This window comes from Bradyrhizobium sp. UFLA05-153, from assembly GCF_054185185.1.
Genome location: NZ_JBBIAM010000001.1, coordinates 1 through 14,115 on the forward strand (window position 1 = coordinate 1; position 14,115 = coordinate 14,115).

At 64.9% G+C, this 14,115-nt stretch carries 11 protein-coding genes; 3 read left to right on the top strand and 8 right to left on the bottom strand.

Translation table 11 applies throughout. From position 1 onward, the window contains the following. Positions 1-1,531: formate dehydrogenase beta subunit (locus tag Q2941_RS00005; RefSeq protein ID WP_458191128.1), on the bottom strand; the 1,531-nt coding region annotated here is incomplete at its 3' end. Then, complete coding sequence (locus tag Q2941_RS00010) at positions 1,528-2,004, bottom strand: formate dehydrogenase subunit gamma (RefSeq protein WP_458191130.1); 477 nt, start codon at positions 2,002-2,004, stop codon at positions 1,528-1,530. The genes Q2941_RS00010 and Q2941_RS00005, both read right to left, overlap by 4 nt. Before the next feature lie 225 nt (positions 2,005-2,229). On the opposite strand from Q2941_RS00010, the gene Q2941_RS00015 reads away from it, so the two are divergent. Next, entirely contained in the window at positions 2,230-3,123 is an 894-nt protein-coding gene (locus tag Q2941_RS00015; protein ID WP_027521257.1) for a LysR family transcriptional regulator, read from the top strand. Positions 3,124-3,129: 6 nt separating this feature from the next. Here the strand turns inward: Q2941_RS00015 and Q2941_RS00020 are convergent, their stop codons facing one another. The 4 genes from Q2941_RS00020 to Q2941_RS00035 all read right to left on the bottom strand — a co-directional run bounded on the left by Q2941_RS00020 (position 3,130) and on the right by Q2941_RS00035 (position 9,215). Then, entirely contained in the window at positions 3,130-5,460 is a 2,331-nt protein-coding gene (locus Q2941_RS00020; RefSeq protein ID WP_458191132.1) for a PAS domain-containing sensor histidine kinase, read from the bottom strand. A 224-nt stretch (positions 5,461-5,684) separates the two neighbouring features. Continuing rightward, positions 5,685-7,058, bottom strand: a complete 1,374-nt coding sequence (locus Q2941_RS00025) for a cation-efflux pump (RefSeq protein ID WP_458191134.1) — start codon at positions 7,056-7,058, stop codon at positions 5,685-5,687. 136 nt (positions 7,059-7,194) lie between these two features. After that, a complete protein-coding gene (locus Q2941_RS00030; RefSeq protein ID WP_458191136.1) occupies positions 7,195-8,163 on the bottom strand; it encodes a zinc-binding dehydrogenase in 969 nt (322 codons plus the stop codon). 56 nt (positions 8,164-8,219) lie between these two features. Continuing rightward, entirely contained in the window at positions 8,220-9,215 is a 996-nt protein-coding gene (locus Q2941_RS00035) for an NAD(P)H-dependent flavin oxidoreductase (protein WP_027521253.1), read from the bottom strand. Positions 9,216-9,665: 450 nt separating this feature from the next. Here Q2941_RS00035 and Q2941_RS00040 point away from each other — a divergent pair, with 450 nt between their 5' ends. Then, complete coding sequence (locus Q2941_RS00040; RefSeq protein WP_458191138.1) at positions 9,666-11,735, top strand: hypothetical protein; 2,070 nt, start codon at positions 9,666-9,668, stop codon at positions 11,733-11,735. 88 nt (positions 11,736-11,823) lie between these two features. Beyond that, positions 11,824-12,450 (top strand): hypothetical protein, encoded by a 627-nt coding sequence (locus tag Q2941_RS00045; RefSeq protein WP_458191140.1) that lies wholly within the window; start codon positions 11,824-11,826, stop codon positions 12,448-12,450. A gap of 39 nt (positions 12,451-12,489) precedes the next feature. On the opposite strand, the gene Q2941_RS00050 is transcribed toward Q2941_RS00045, so the two are convergent. After that, the gene (locus tag Q2941_RS00050; protein ID WP_458191142.1) at positions 12,490-13,194 is read right to left on the bottom strand and encodes a hypothetical protein; all 705 of its coding nucleotides are present in this window, start codon (positions 13,192-13,194) and stop codon (positions 12,490-12,492) included. A 267-nt stretch (positions 13,195-13,461) separates the two neighbouring features. Next, positions 13,462-14,088 (bottom strand): hypothetical protein, encoded by a 627-nt coding sequence (locus Q2941_RS00055; protein WP_458191144.1) that lies wholly within the window; start codon positions 14,086-14,088, stop codon positions 13,462-13,464. Positions 14,089-14,115 lie beyond the last annotated feature (27 nt).

Sequence of the window (14,115 nt, forward strand, 5' to 3'; positions counted from 1 at the left end):
GTGCCGGGCCAAAATCTTCCCGGAAATGTTTCAGGGCACTCAGCACGGGGTAGGGCGTGAAGCCGCCGAGCGCGCAGAGCGAGCCGAATTTCATGGTGTTGCAGAGGTCCTCGACGAGCGCGAGGTTTTCGCTCACGCGCTCGCCGCGCATGATCTTCTCGATGGTCTCGACGCCGCGGGTCGAGCCGATCCGGCACGGCGTGCACTTGCCGCAGGATTCGATGGCGCAGAACTCCATCGCAAATCGCGCCTGCTTGCGCATGTCGACACTGTCGTCGAACACGACGATGCCGCCATGGCCGATCAGGCCGTCGCGCGCGGCAAAGGCCTCGTAGTCGAACGGCGTGTCGAACAGCGCGCGGGGGAAGTAGGCGCCGAGCGGCCCGCCGACCTGCACGGCGCGGACCGGGCGGCCGGTGAAAGTGCCGCCGCCGATGTCGTCGACGAGCTCGCCGAGCGAGACGCCGAATGCGGTCTCGAACAGCCCGCCATGGCGGATATTGCCGGCGAGCTGGATCGGCATCGTACCGCGCGAGCGACCCATGCCGAAATCGGCGTAGGCCTTGGCGCCTTCTGAGAGGATGAAGGGAACGGCGGCGAACGACAGCACGTTGTTGATGACGGTCGGCTTGCCGAACAGGCCGTGATGGGCCGGCAGCGGCGGCTTTGCGCGCACGATGCCGCGGCGGCCTTCGAGGCTCTCCAGCAGCGAGGTCTCCTCGCCGCAGACATAGGCGCCTGCACCGACGCGCACTTCGAGATCGAAGCTCTGGGTGGAACCGCCGATGTTCGTGCCGAGATAGCCGCCGCGCGTTGCCGCCGCAATCGCCGCGTTCATCGCCTCGACGGCGTGCGGATATTCGCTGCGGATGTAGATGTAGCCCTTGGTGGCGCCGACGGTGATCGCCGCGATGGTCATGCCCTCGATCACCAGGAAGGGATCGCCCTCCATGATCATGCGGTCGGCGAACGTGCCGCTATCGCCTTCGTCGGCGTTGCAGACGATGAATTTGCGGTCGGCCTTCGCCTGCGCGACCGTCTTCCACTTGATGCCGGTCGGGAAGCCGGCGCCGCCACGGCCGCGCAGGCCGGACGATGTGACCTCGGCCACGATCGCATCCTCGCCAAGCGACAGTGCGCGCTCGAGGCCCTTGTAGCCGCCATGGGCGCGATAGTCCGCGAGCGAGCGCGGATCGATCACGCCGCAGCGCGCGAAGGTGAGGCGGGTCTGGCGCTTCAGCCAGGGAATCTCGTCTGCGATGCCAAGCCGGAGGGGGTGCTCTCCGTTGCTCGCCATCGAGTCGAACACGGAGGAGACATCCGCCAGGCTGACCGGTCCGTACGCGACACGGCCCTTGAGGGTCGCCACCTCGACCATCGGCTCCAGCCAACACAGCCCGCGTGAGCCCGTCCTGACGATCTCGACTGGAAGGCCGCGCTTCTCGGCGGCCTGCTCGAGCGCCGCGGCCACATCATCGGCGTCGACAGCGACGGCGGCTGCATCGCGGGGAACAAAGATCCGCATCTTCATCGCTGCGCCTCCGCAACCAGCGCATCGAGGCGCTTCTCATCGAGCCGGCCGACGAGGCGGCCATCGAGCATTGCGGACGGGGCAGTCGCGCAGAGGCCGAGGCAGTAGATCGGCTCCAGCGTGACGCGATCGTCGGCAGTGGTGCTGCCGAGCGACACGCCGAGCCTCGCCTCGGCACGCGCCGCCAGCGCATCGCCGCCGGCGGCCTGGCATGCCTCAGCGCGGCAGAGTTTGAGGACGTGGCGGCCGGCGGGCTTGTGGCGGAAATCGTGGTAGAAGGTAAACACGCCATGAACCTCGGCGCGCGACAGGTTGAGCGCCTGCGCGACCATGGGAATCGCGGCCTCCGGGACATAGCCGAAGGCCGCTTGCAGGGCATGGAGGATGACCAGCGTCGCGCCCTCCTGTCCGGCGTGTTCGGCGATGATTTCAGCGCCGCGCGTTTCGTCCCAAGGCTCGTGAATCCCCGTCATTTTTCATTCTCAACCAGAGGGTGACCTGCCCCCATGAGTATTTGGAATCATTCGAAAATCAATAAAGCTGTCCCATGCTGCGATCGGGAATTCGCATCGATAGGGTCACGCAATCGGGTGATACGAAATCGCAATGATTGTTCCGGCAACGTCCCGTTTTCGGGTGTTGGAGAAGGCCCATCGTGATAGCTTGCATCCCACGACATAATCCCAGGGGAATAGCGGTTGCTCGACAAGCTTGAACTTCTGCTGGCGCTCGCCAAGGAGCGGCATTTCGGACGCGCGGCGGAAGCCTGCGGCGTCACCCAGCCGACCATGTCGACCGGGCTGAAGCAGCTCGAGGAGATTCTCGGCGTCATGCTGGTCCAGCGCGGCTCGCGCTTCCAGGGCTTTACGCCGGAAGGCGAGCGGGCGCTCGACTGGGCGCGACGCATCGTCGGCGACGCCCGCGCCATGCGCGACGAGATCAACGGGCTGAAGCACAAGCTCTCCGGCGAGATCCGCATCGCGGCGATCCCGACCGCGCTCGGCATGGTGGCCTCGCTGACGACGCCGTTCCGCGCCAAGCATCCGGAGGTGCGTTTCCGCATCCAGTCGACCACCTCGTCGGAGGTGCTGGGACTTCTCGAAAATCTCGAGGTCGATGCGGGGCTGACCTATATCGAGAACGAGCCGATCGGCAAGGTGCGCACCATCCCGCTCTACAACGAGAGCTATCGCCTCCTGACCGCGCCGGATGCGATGTTCGGCGACCGCGAGACGGTGACCTGGGCGGAGGTCGGCAAGGTGCCGCTGTGCCTCCTGACGCCGGACATGCAGAACCGCCGCATCATCGACCGCGCATTGCGCTCGGTGAATGCCGAGGCGACGCCGACGCTGACGTCGAACTCGCTGCTGGTGCTGTTCACCCATGTGAAGACCGGGCGCTGGGCGAGCGTGATGCCTGCGAAGCTGGCCGAGACGCTCGGCCTCAAGGACACCGTCCGCTCGATCCCGATCATCGATCCCGAGGTCAACTACAGCATCGGCCTTGTGATCCCGCAGCGCGACCCGATGACGCCGCTGATCGCCGCGCTCGTCAACGTCGCGCGCGAGGTGGCGCCGACGCTGCAATCCTGACCGGGGTCAGGCGGCCGCGGGGATCCTGGCTGCGGCCTTGTTGGCATCGCGCGGCAGCGTGACGCGCACGATGGTGCCGACGTCGATCTTCGAGCGCAGCCGCATCGTGCCGCCGTGCAGTTGCGCGAGCGAGCGGGCGATCGCGAGCCCCAGGCCCGAGCCGTGATAGGTCTTTGTGAGCTGGCTCTCGACCTGCTCGAAGGGGCGGCCGAGCCGCGCCAGCGAATGCGGGGCGATGCCGATGCCGGTGTCGGCGATCATCAGCACGACCTTGTCCTCGAGTTGCCGGCTGCGCACCACGATGCGGCCGCCGTCGGGCGTGAACTTCACGGCGTTGGACAGGAGGTTGACGATGATCTGCTTGGTGGCGCGGCGGTCGGCGACAACGGAGATGATGCTGTCGATGTCGGCATCGAGCGTCAGGTTCTTGTCCTGCGCGCGGCCCGAGACCACCCGCAGCGATTCCGCGAGCGTGCGCGACAGGTCGAGCTCCTCCATGTCGAGCTTCATGCGGCCGGCCTCGATCTTGGACATATCGAGGATGTCGTTGATGACCTCCAGCAGGTAGTGACCGCTGGTGAGGATGTCCTGGCAGTATTCCTGGTACTTCTCGTTTCCGAGCTCGCCGAACATGCCGCTTCCCATGACCTCCGAGAAGCCGATGATCGCGTTCAGGGGCGTGCGCAGCTCGTGGCTCATGTTGGCGAGGAATTTCGACTTGGTCTGGTTGGCTTCTTCGGCGCGGGTCTTTTCGCGCTGGTATTTTTCGGCGAGATCGGCGAGCTCGTTGGTCTGGCGCTCCAGCGCCGCTTGCGAGCGCTTCAGGTCGATGACGGTGGCGCGCAGGCGCAGATCGTTGTCGACGAGCTTCTGCTCGTGCTCCTTGATGCGCGTGATGTCGGTGCCGACCGAGACGTAGCCGCCGTCCTTGGTACGGCGCTCGCTGATGTGCAGCCAGCTGCCGTCGTCGAGCTGCGCCTCGAAGGTGCGGGCGCCCGGTCCCTGATTGGCGGTCTCGTTGTGGCGGGTGCGCACCTCCGGCATGCGGCCGACCTCGAGCACGGTCTCGTAGGAGGTGCCGGGGATGACGGCCGAGTCCGGCAGCCTGTGCAGGCGCTGGAAGTGCGAGTTGCAGAGCACCAGACGGTCGCTGTTGTCCCACAGCACGAAGGCTTCCGGGATCGTCTCGATGGCGTCGCGCAGCCGCAGGTCGGCTTCCACCGTCTTTTCGGCAAGGCTCTTCTGCTCGGTGATGTCGACGGCGATGCCGATCAGGTGCATGGCGGAATCGCCCGTGGCGCGCGTGCGCTCGCAGCGCACGCGGAGCCAGATCCAGTGGCCGTCGACATGCTGCATGCGGAAGCTCTGGTCGATGTGGTCAATCTGGCCCGAGATCAGCTGGTCGGCGATCGCGAACAGGTCGATGTCGTCCGACTTCACCAGCGCATTGACCTCGCCGAAGGTGAGGAGCTCGTTGCGGCCGTCGAGGCCCAGCATCGAGAACATCGACTGCGACCAGAAGATTTTGCCGCGCGAAAGATCCCAGTCCCAAAGGCCGCAGCGCCCGCGGTTGAGCGCGGTGTCGATCCGGCCGCGTACGGCGTCGTTGATCAGGTCGCCCTCGCGGGCGCGGGTCGACTGCCAGTGGAAAGCGAAGCCGAGAATCAGGACGACGAAGCCGGTGGTCGCCGACAGCGTCACCGAGAGCGCGGCATCCGAGCCCCAGATCGGCTCGTTGCGCTCCTGGATCACGGTGACCTGACCGGGCAGCGACTTGATCGGCCGCGAGATCGCCACCGCGCTGTTGCCGCTGGGCAGCGTGAGATCGGAGACGTCGTTCTGTTGCGGCGGCGTCGCCACCAGCTGCGCGGTGGTGATCGCATCGAGCAAGCGGTCGTTGCCGGCCGGGTCGGTGTCCACGGGAATGCGTGCGAGGATGCGGCGGTCGGTGCCGACGGAGGTGACGATGACGTGGCGGCCCGAGGCCGTGCCCCAGGAGGGAACGAGCTCGGGCAACAGCGTCGGCAGGCGCTCGATGTTCTTCTGCCGTTCCATGCGCACCGAGGCGAGACGATCGATGCGCTCGGCGAGCAGGTCGGCGAGCGCCTGAATGTCGTGCTTGATCACCAGCCGCTTCTGCCGGGTCTGGTCGACGACCTGGACGAAGGCGCCGAGACAGATGGTGATGAGGAAGGCGATGATGAGAGTAGGCACAGCGCGCCGGAGCGCCGGCTCGGCGATCAGGAGCCGGTGGTAGGCCGGTTTCGCGATCGATTGCGCCAATCCCTTGATCGAATCGGATTGGACGCACGCGCTCGCGGCGTCTGCGCGCGGCATGCCTTCGGCCCCCAGGAGATATTGCTGCACCACAATTCGGAATGAAGCCCCCGCTCGCTTCCGAATCACAGCGATTTGAATCCAGTTTTCGCGGACTGTCGAGAGTCAACGAATCGTTAACGCGAAATAATTCTTATCCAATGGAGAGTTTGCGCCGCGAGCGGCCGCAATATGACGTGCGCGGCGAGTCCGAAACGGGAACGTGTGACTCTTCGCGCACCTGTTCATGCGCGCGGCGGCTCGGCGTGACTGATCACGCGCTTCACGCTCGGGAAGGCGCGACGCAGCGCGCGCTCGATCTCGTCGACATGCTCGTGCACCTTGATCACGCTCATCGACGGCGTGGCGCGGCAGTGGAAGTTGACGATCTCGCCGGCATCCGTGTTGCGCACGCGCACATTATGAATGTCGTGGATATCGCTATCAGCGGCAAAGCCGGTGAGCGCGGCTGCAATGGCCTGCACCCGTTCCGCCGGCGCGTCGACGCCGAACGGCAGCTCCGGCTGGAGCGGCTCGATGTGGACGTCGACCTCCACATCCTCGCCGAATTCCTCCTGGATGTTGCGCTCCAGCGTGTTGGCGACGTCGTGGGCCGCAACCAGCGGCATCTCGGCGTCGACCTCGAGATCGATGCCGACGATCAGCTTGGCGCCGAGGTCGTGCACGGTGACGTGATGGATGGCAAGGCCCGAATTGCGCGCGATCACCATGATGCGGTCGCGCACGGTCTCGTTGTCGCGCGCGACGGGGACGGCGGTGAATGTAAGGTCGGCGTCGCCGAACGCCTTGCCGACGGCGGCTTGCGCGTTGCGCTTGATGTCCTCGACGCGGTCGATCGGATAGGTCCGCGGCACTTTTGCGATGGTGTCGATGAAATAGGTCGCCCCGACCATGCGTACGCGCAGGCGCTCGACATCGAGCACGCCGGGCACGCTTTTGATTACGGCAGTGGCCTTCTCCAGCGCGCCCTCCGGCGCGCGGTCGACCAGCGTCTGCACCGTGGAGCCTGCCATGCGCAGGCCGAGAGCCGCGATCATCACGGCGACGGCGGCCGCCGCCGCGGCGTCGCCCCACCAGAAGCCGAGGCCGGCGAGGATGAGGCCGGCGATGACGGCGAACGAGCCCATCACGTCGGAGGCAAAATGCAGTGCGTCGGCCGCGAGTGCCTGGCTCCGCGTCTCCCGCGCGGCGCGATGCAGCGCCCGGGCGCGCCAGAGATTGACGACGATGTCGATCACCAGCACGACGAAGGGCACGGCGGAGATGGTCGGCGGCGGCGAGCCCTCGCGGATCCGGCTATAGGCCTCGACCAGAATGCCGCCGGCCAGCACGTAGAGCAGGGCGGTGACGCCGAGCGCGGAGACGCTTTCGAGCTTGCCGTGGCCGTAATGGTGCTCGTCGTCCGCCGGCTTGTCGGACACCCGCACCACCGCCCAGGTGATGATGGTCGCGACCAGGTCGATCGAGGAATGCAGCGCCTCCGAGATCAGCGCCAGCGAGCCAATCGCGATCCCGACCGCGAATTTGGCCGCCGCCATGCCGCCGCTGGCGAAGATGGAGATCGCGGCGACCGAGGTTTTGCTGGTGTGAGAATTCATGGCCGGGGATTTAGCAGGCGGTCCGCGAACATCAAGCGACGATCCACAGGTGCAGTCGCAAGTGAGTTGCAAGAGCGGGGCCCGCTCTGTGACTCCGGGTTCGCCCTTCGGGCGCCCCGGAATGACGGTCACGCCCTCACAGCGTGACGACGATCTTGCCGAGATGCCTGTTGGCCTCCATGTGCGCGAAGGCCGCGTCGATGTCGCCAAAGGCAAACACCTTGTCGATCGGCAGCTGCAGCTTGCGCGCTTCCACCGCACTCCAGATGTCCTTGCGAACCTCCTCAAAGAGCTCGCGGATTTCCTCGATCGTGCGGGTGCGGAAGGTGACGCCGATATAGTTGATGCGACGCGCCGCATGCAGGTCGAAATTGAAGTCGGCATGGGTGCCGCCGAGCCGGCCGACATTGACGATGCGGCCCTTCACCTTGGTTGCGGCAGGGTTCTGGCTCGCGACCTTGCCTGAGACCTGGTCGACGATGAGGTCGACACCTTCGCCGCCGGTGGCCTTCAGCACCTGGTCGACCCAGCCGGGGTCGGAGGAGTCGATCGCGAGATCGGCGCCGTAGTCGGTGAGCCGGCTGCGGCGATGGGCATCCGTCGACGAACCGATCACGAGCCTTGCGCCCTTGAGCTTGGCAATCTGCATCGCCATCAGGCCGACGCCGGAGCTTGCGCCCTGGATCAGGACGGATTGGCCCGGCTGGACCGCGCCGACGGTGACGACGGCGTTGTGCATGGTCGCGAGCGCGACGGGCAGGGTGGCGGCTTCCTCGAAGTTCATGTTCGAGGGGGCGCGGAACAGGCGGCCGTGATCGGCGAGTGTGTACTCCGCAAACGCCGCGGCGCCCGAGCCCATGATGCGGTCGCCGACCTTCACGCCCTTCGCGTCGGGCCCGAGGGCCGCGACTTCACCGGCCCATTCCATGCCGAGTACGGTGCCGACCCCGCCGGCCGCGCCATGGGCATGGCCCTTGCGCATGCCGGTGTCGGCGCGGTTGAGCGCGCAGGCGCGGACGCGGACCAGCACCTGCGTGCCCTTAGGCGTTGGTTGAGCGACGTCGGAAATCGCAGCTCCCTCAGGGCCATAGACGTAGGCCTTCATGCGTCACCTCTGGTTCATCCTAAACGTGAATCGCAACGCTAAGCGCGCGCTGGCGATCATTCCGCAGCTTGTGCCACCGGTTGAACGATCATGCCTTCGAGCCGGTTCCTGATGATGGCCTCCGCCTCGCGCACGATGCGGGAGATGAGCTCGGCGCAGCTCGGGATGTCCTGGATCAGGCCCTGCACCTGGCCGGCCGACCAGATGCCTTCGTCCGAATTGCCGGTCGCATAGACCATCTTGCCGCGGGCGCCCGCCACCAGCTCGCGGATGTCCTCGAACCGGGCGCCTTCCTTCTCCATGGCAACGACCTTGGTGGAAATCGCGTTCCTGGCGACGCGCGAGGTGTTGCGCATGGTGCGGAAGATCAGCTCGGTCTCGCGCTCGTCATTGGCGACGATCTTCTCCTTGATGAGCTGGTGGATCGGGCTCTCCCTGGTCGCCATGAAGCGGGTACCCATGTTGATGCCGTCGGCGCCCAGCGCCAGTGCGGCAACGAGGCCCCGCGCGTCGGCAAAGCCACCCGAGGCGATCATCGGGATCCTGACCTTGTTGGCGGCGGCCGGGATCAGGATCAGGCCGGGCGTGTCGTCCTCGCCGGGGTGGCCGGCGCACTCAAAACCGTCGATCGAGATGGCGTCGACGCCCATCCGCTCGGCGGACAGGGCGTGGCGGACGCTGGTACATTTGTGCACGACCTTGACGCCGTGCTTTCTGAACTCGTCGACATGCTCCTGCGGCTTGTTGCCAGCGGTCTCGACCACCTTGATGCCGGCCTCGATGATGGCGGCGCGATATTCCGCATAGGGCGGCGGCTTGATCGCTGGCAGGATCGTGAGGTTGACGCCGAATGGCCTGTCGGTGAGTTCGCGGCAGCGCGCAATCTCCTTGGTGAGGTCCTCGGGCGTCGGCTGGGTCAGCGCCGTGATGAAGCCGAGCGCGCCGGCGTTCGCCACCGCCGCCACGAGCTCGGCGCGCCCGACCCACTGCATGCCGCCCTGGACGATCGGATGCTCGACGCCGACCAGATCGGTGAAACGTGTCTTCAGCATGAGTCCCTCTGTTTCCTCGGGCGCGCGCGATTGGCCGTGCGGCCTCTTATCGATCGTGTTCGGCGGCAGGATGCCGCCCGGTCCGGCAAAAGTCTATTCGCGGGAAGTGCGGCCAGGGCAGGGCGAGCATGCGAGGGACGAGCGATGTTCCGCGCGGCGGATAATTCCTGCCGGCAGTCGCCAGATGCGCTCTCCGGTATCGTCCTGGCGAACGCCAGACGATCGCGAAACGCTGCACTTATAAAATCAAAAATTCGGTAGAAGATAATATTGGTCGTGAGTGCGACACAGTGACCGTGCGAAGTGCGGCCGCCCTGTGATCCAATTCACAAATGTGACCTGTCCGAAATGCTACCTTCGCGGGAACTCGGAAGTCGGCTCGAAACACTGCCTGCAGCGATGCGCGCGCTGCCGCGGATCGCTCCACTCGCGAAGACGGGAGGCGCCGCCATGCTTGGCTGGATATGGATCGCGCACAATGCGCATTGGCTTGCGGCGCTAGGCTTCGGTGCGATGATCATCGGGGTGTATTTCTGGTCGCGGTTCGACGAGCCGAGCTATGAAGGCACGTCCGAATATTTCGTGCGCTACAAACCGAAATTCTCGACCTCGCGAAGGCGCTACCTGCGCGCCAAGCTCGGCTATGTCTTCGCGATCCTCATCGTCTTCTTCATCCTGTCGGCCGTGCCGGAGATATTCTACGCCCTGCTTCCCGAGGAGCTCAGCCAAAAAGCTCCAAAGCCCAGCGATACGACCCTTCCGCTCGGTGTTGCGCTGATGCTGATAGCATTCCAGACCATTCCGCGGCTGAACGAAGGCGAACGCCGCATCCGAGGGCTTCTTCATTCGGTCGCTCGCATCCCTGAATCGATCCGTCGAACCGTCGCCCGACTTCGCGGCTTCCCGTTCCACTGCAGCGCCGCTGCAGTCGCCCTGCAGACCCGCAAGCTCGGCGTGCAGATCGGAAAGAGCGGTCAAGAGCCGGCAAACCTGAGCAAGCTGATCTTCGAGGACGATTTCCTGCACGTCTGGTACAACACCGGGTGTGTGCTGAGCGCATTGTCCGAGAATAACCAGGCGAGCACCAACATCGATCCGCTCTTCTACGACTACTACAAAGAGGAGCTCGACAGCATCAACGACAGGCACATTGCGCTCGCTCTGCCCGTGCGCAAGTACTTGACCGAGCGGTTGCGCGCCAATTCCAATCCTGACGCAGTTCCCGACCCGGCGGCGATCCGCGAAGTCCGGAACCTGCGAGATCGGCTTTATACCTTCGTGGCTTGCGGCGTCCGGTCCAGCGTCAGGAACGACGCGGAGAGCCTCGACATCATCAGCAAGCTCGGGTTTGCGGTCAGGCCGGATCCGCCCCGCGAACGCCGCATCGAGGCGCTCGTTTGGTTGTCGCTCGCAGCGCTCTCGATTCTGTCCGTGTTCGCGGTCTGGACGACGCAGCTCTTTGAGAACTTCGTTTTGAAGGACGAGCAGACGATCGAAGCGTTGAAGGTGCCGACCGAGTTGCCTGGGCAGTTCTTCTGGTCCTGGTCGACGGATGCCTTCTATTTCTTCGCGATCCTGGGAGCGCTGCTCATTCGCGGCGTCCACATCGGTCGACGGGAGTGGTTCGACATCAACAATTTCGATCGAGAGCGTCCCATCCTGCGTTACGCGAAGCCCATCCTTCTCGGCGGCGCCCTCGGCTATATTGCGCTCGTTCTCATTGCCCTGCTCGTCGGCGGACAGGTGCTCAAAGTGGAGGCCCGCGACATCAGCAAGGGGCTGGTCGAGGCCGTCACTCAAACATTGCCCTGGGCGCCGCTTGCAATCGTCATTGCTGGCGTCGCGTTGTGGCTCGGCGACAGCCCAGTTCAGGACGCGCGGCCGTCGTGGACAAGGATTCTCGGTCGTGCCGTAGTCGGCGCGCTCGTCATGATGGCGGCCGGATTTTTCACGAGCAGCCTCGCCCAGCCGGCCGTTCGCCAGGTGGGGATTGCGAGCATCTATATGAGTCTGTTCGTTGCGATGCAGATCGGCCTCGTTGCGTTTGTGTTGTGCATCATCGTGCAGATTTCGGAGCTGTACACGGACAGAGGACGGTCCTTTGCGGGACAGTTCATCGAAGCTTCGAGCCGACAGGGGCGTCTGTTCTCGATGTATCTCCATCGCGATGGCACGGCATGTCTGCTGTCGCCGAACGGAGGAGGGCTGAAGAGTTCGGCGGTGCGCTGCCAGGGACACTGGCAGCAATTTCCCGAAGGCACTGCCGTGAGATGGGATGGTGAAGGCGATGCCTGCGGAAAAGCCGGGGGCTTCGGCTTGATGTCAGCCTTCGGCGATTCACTCATCTACGAAGCCTATGCGGAGCGCTTCTCCGGCACCCCCGACTTCGTCGCTCAGCTCAACATGCGAGCGAGCGTCGATACCACGAGACCGTCTCCCGCCCCCGACCCTTCGCGAGGCATCCAGCCTTCCGCCTGGCAGGCAAATCCGGCCGATGCGACCAGCGGCGCGACCAGTTGAAGGATGCAATCGAATGCCCAGCGAAGCCCGATATTTCATTCCGGTGTGTCTTTACCCGCACACAAGGTACCGTACGACCGCCGGGCTCATGACGCTCTTCGACAAGTATGACCTGAGGCATCATGATCACCTGATGGTGGTCGCCGATCGCCTGCTTGTCCTGGATCGTCTGATGACCGGCCGATACTGGACCATTCCGTCGGCAGTGCACAAGGCGAAGCAGGAAGCCAGCCAGATCCTTAAGCTGATCCAGCGGACATCCTTCCGATCGGGTGCACGGGCGCGCGGTACCATCGTCTGCTGGGACGAGATCGCGGAAACGGCGCAATACTCGGACTTCGCGCAGCGCCTGCAACAAGCAGTGCTGGCGGACCGGATGCTCGCGGACACGATTCAGGCATTCGTCGAGCAGAGAGCCGGACGCTATGGTCTCGGCGCGTCGCCGGAACGGGAGCGAGACTACGAACGCGAATACCTGCTTTCGGAAGTGTCGATGAGCGTTTACTGCACCGAGATGCTCGGGTTTTCGAACGAGGTGTGGGAGCGACCACCCGGCGCCGACATTCCCGATCCCCTGAAGTTGCTCTATGGCGAACGCCGAGAATTGATCAGACGCGTGACCGGACAAGCCGCGACTCGGGTTCTGACTTTCGTGTTTCCCGACGCCGAGGACAGCGAGCAAGAGGTTTATGAGGAGAGCCGTCCCGAAGCTTAGGGGCAGCAGCCCAGCCAGTCTTGCGCGCGACGCGATTTTCTAGCGATCGGCAGTCAGGCGGAAATTCATCTCGATCTTCGCGGGCGACCCGCCGATCCCGGGGCGCCAGGGCGAATAGCCCGGTGTGGGATCGGGATCGCGGGAGAGATCGATCCGCCAGGTCTCGGTGGGCGTGTCGGGAAGAGTCAGGATGACCTCGCGCCGGCTCGTCTTGTACGACAGCGCGGCGGTCGCGAGGATGACCTGGCGGTCGCCATCGTGACCGTGCCAGCCTTCGCTCAAGGTGACGGGCGCGAAGCCGTGGCTTTCGTCGACATAGATCTGCACGTCGGTCTTGTCAGGCGGCAAGGCCTTGCCGGGCGGCAGGCGGAATTGCAGCTCGAGCGTCATGAAGCCGTGTGTGAGGTAGGGCGAGCGGATCAGCTCGTACCAGCCCCAATAGGCGAGGCCGGCGACGATCAGCACGACAGTCACGGCAAAGGGGTAGGAGATGTGCGTCCGGCTCACCGCGCGCGACATGTCGTCCGGCGGGGCGCTCTCGCGAACGATGCCGAATCTCGTGAACAGCCAGACGCCGATACCGAAGCCGACGAGGCCGCCGAAAGGGCCGATGTTGAAGAACGCCCCCATGGCGATGCCCCCGTCGCGGTCAGGCCCGGACAGCGCCACTACCAGCGCGGCAAGGCCGGACCAGCCGGCGAGTGCGCCGAGGAGACCGGATAGGAGGCCGAGGATGAAAGACATGATTGGTGCGTCGACGTGCTTGCGGTGAGCGGCGGCTATTTTGTCGCTCTGTCAGGCGCCCGGGTTCGAGCCGCAAGATCCGAAAGTACGTCATTCCGGGGCGGCGCGAAGCGCCGAGCCCGGAATGATGCACGGCCGCCTTGCCGGCTCGTGACCCAACTAACGCTCGCGGATATGGATTCCGGGCTTGCGCTTGGCGCGTCCCGGAATGACGAGGAGGCTCGTGGAAGGGCAGGAGGTCCTGCCCAGTGGGTATGAACGCGCGCGCTACTGCTCCGGCGCGAGCCGGACCATCTGGCGGCCGGCGTTCATTTCCTTCAGTTTGCTGACGTACTCCTCGGGGCGTTGCCAGCGCATGGGGACCTTCAGTCCCATGAACTCCGCGATGTTGCCGATGAAGCCCGTGCAGTTCATGGTCTCGGCGTTCCAGACCGGCGAACTGTCCTGCAATTTCCTGATATAGGCGAACACCCGCTTGGCGTCGGCCTCGTTCAGATAGACGCGGTAGCTTGCCGTCAGATATTCCGGATCGAGGTCGCCATAGCTCGCCCCCGTCTCGGACGGGACCGGAATGACGTGGCCGAGCATATAGGTGAGCGTGTCGCCCGCGGGCGTCAGGCCTGCGACTTCGACGGCGCGCTCGCTGGTCTTGCCGTACCAGACGAAGGCATGTCCCCAGCTTGCCGCGGTCCTTGCTCTGAAGTCCACGTAATAGGGGCCCTTCGCCTGACCGGCCTTGGACGGGGCAGGCGCGTTACGGGGCGCAAGCGCATTCGCGTCAGCGATGCGCTTGCGTGCCTCGTGGGCAGAAGCCGACTGGATTGTGCAAACGAGCGAAAGGACTGCGCATCCCGCTAGGATGCGCAATCCCGATCTCTGACGTGTGATTGCCACGCTTCGCCTTTCAGCCGTCGACAAAAG

What these genes read in the sequence shown, in the direction of transcription:
- Q2941_RS00045 (WP_458191140.1), top strand. Translation starts at nt 11,824, where the DNA reads ATGACGCTCTTCGACAAGTATGACCTGAGGCATCATGATCACCTGATG.
- Q2941_RS00050 (WP_458191142.1), bottom strand. Translation starts at nt 13,194, where the DNA reads ATGTCTTTCATCCTCGGCCTCCTATCCGGTCTCCTCGGCGCACTCGCC.
- Q2941_RS00040 (WP_458191138.1), top strand. Translation starts at nt 9,666, where the DNA reads ATGCTTGGCTGGATATGGATCGCGCACAATGCGCATTGGCTTGCGGCG.
- Q2941_RS00010 (WP_458191130.1), bottom strand. Translation starts at nt 2,004, where the DNA reads ATGACGGGGATTCACGAGCCTTGGGACGAAACGCGCGGCGCTGAAATC.
- Q2941_RS00020 (WP_458191132.1), bottom strand. Translation starts at nt 5,460, where the DNA reads ATGCCGCGCGCAGACGCCGCGAGCGCGTGCGTCCAATCCGATTCGATC.
- Q2941_RS00030 (WP_458191136.1), bottom strand. Translation starts at nt 8,163, where the DNA reads ATGAAGGCCTACGTCTATGGCCCTGAGGGAGCTGCGATTTCCGACGTC.
- Q2941_RS00025 (WP_458191134.1), bottom strand. Translation starts at nt 7,058, where the DNA reads ATGAATTCTCACACCAGCAAAACCTCGGTCGCCGCGATCTCCATCTTC.
- Q2941_RS00035 (WP_027521253.1), bottom strand. Translation starts at nt 9,215, where the DNA reads ATGCTGAAGACACGTTTCACCGATCTGGTCGGCGTCGAGCATCCGATC.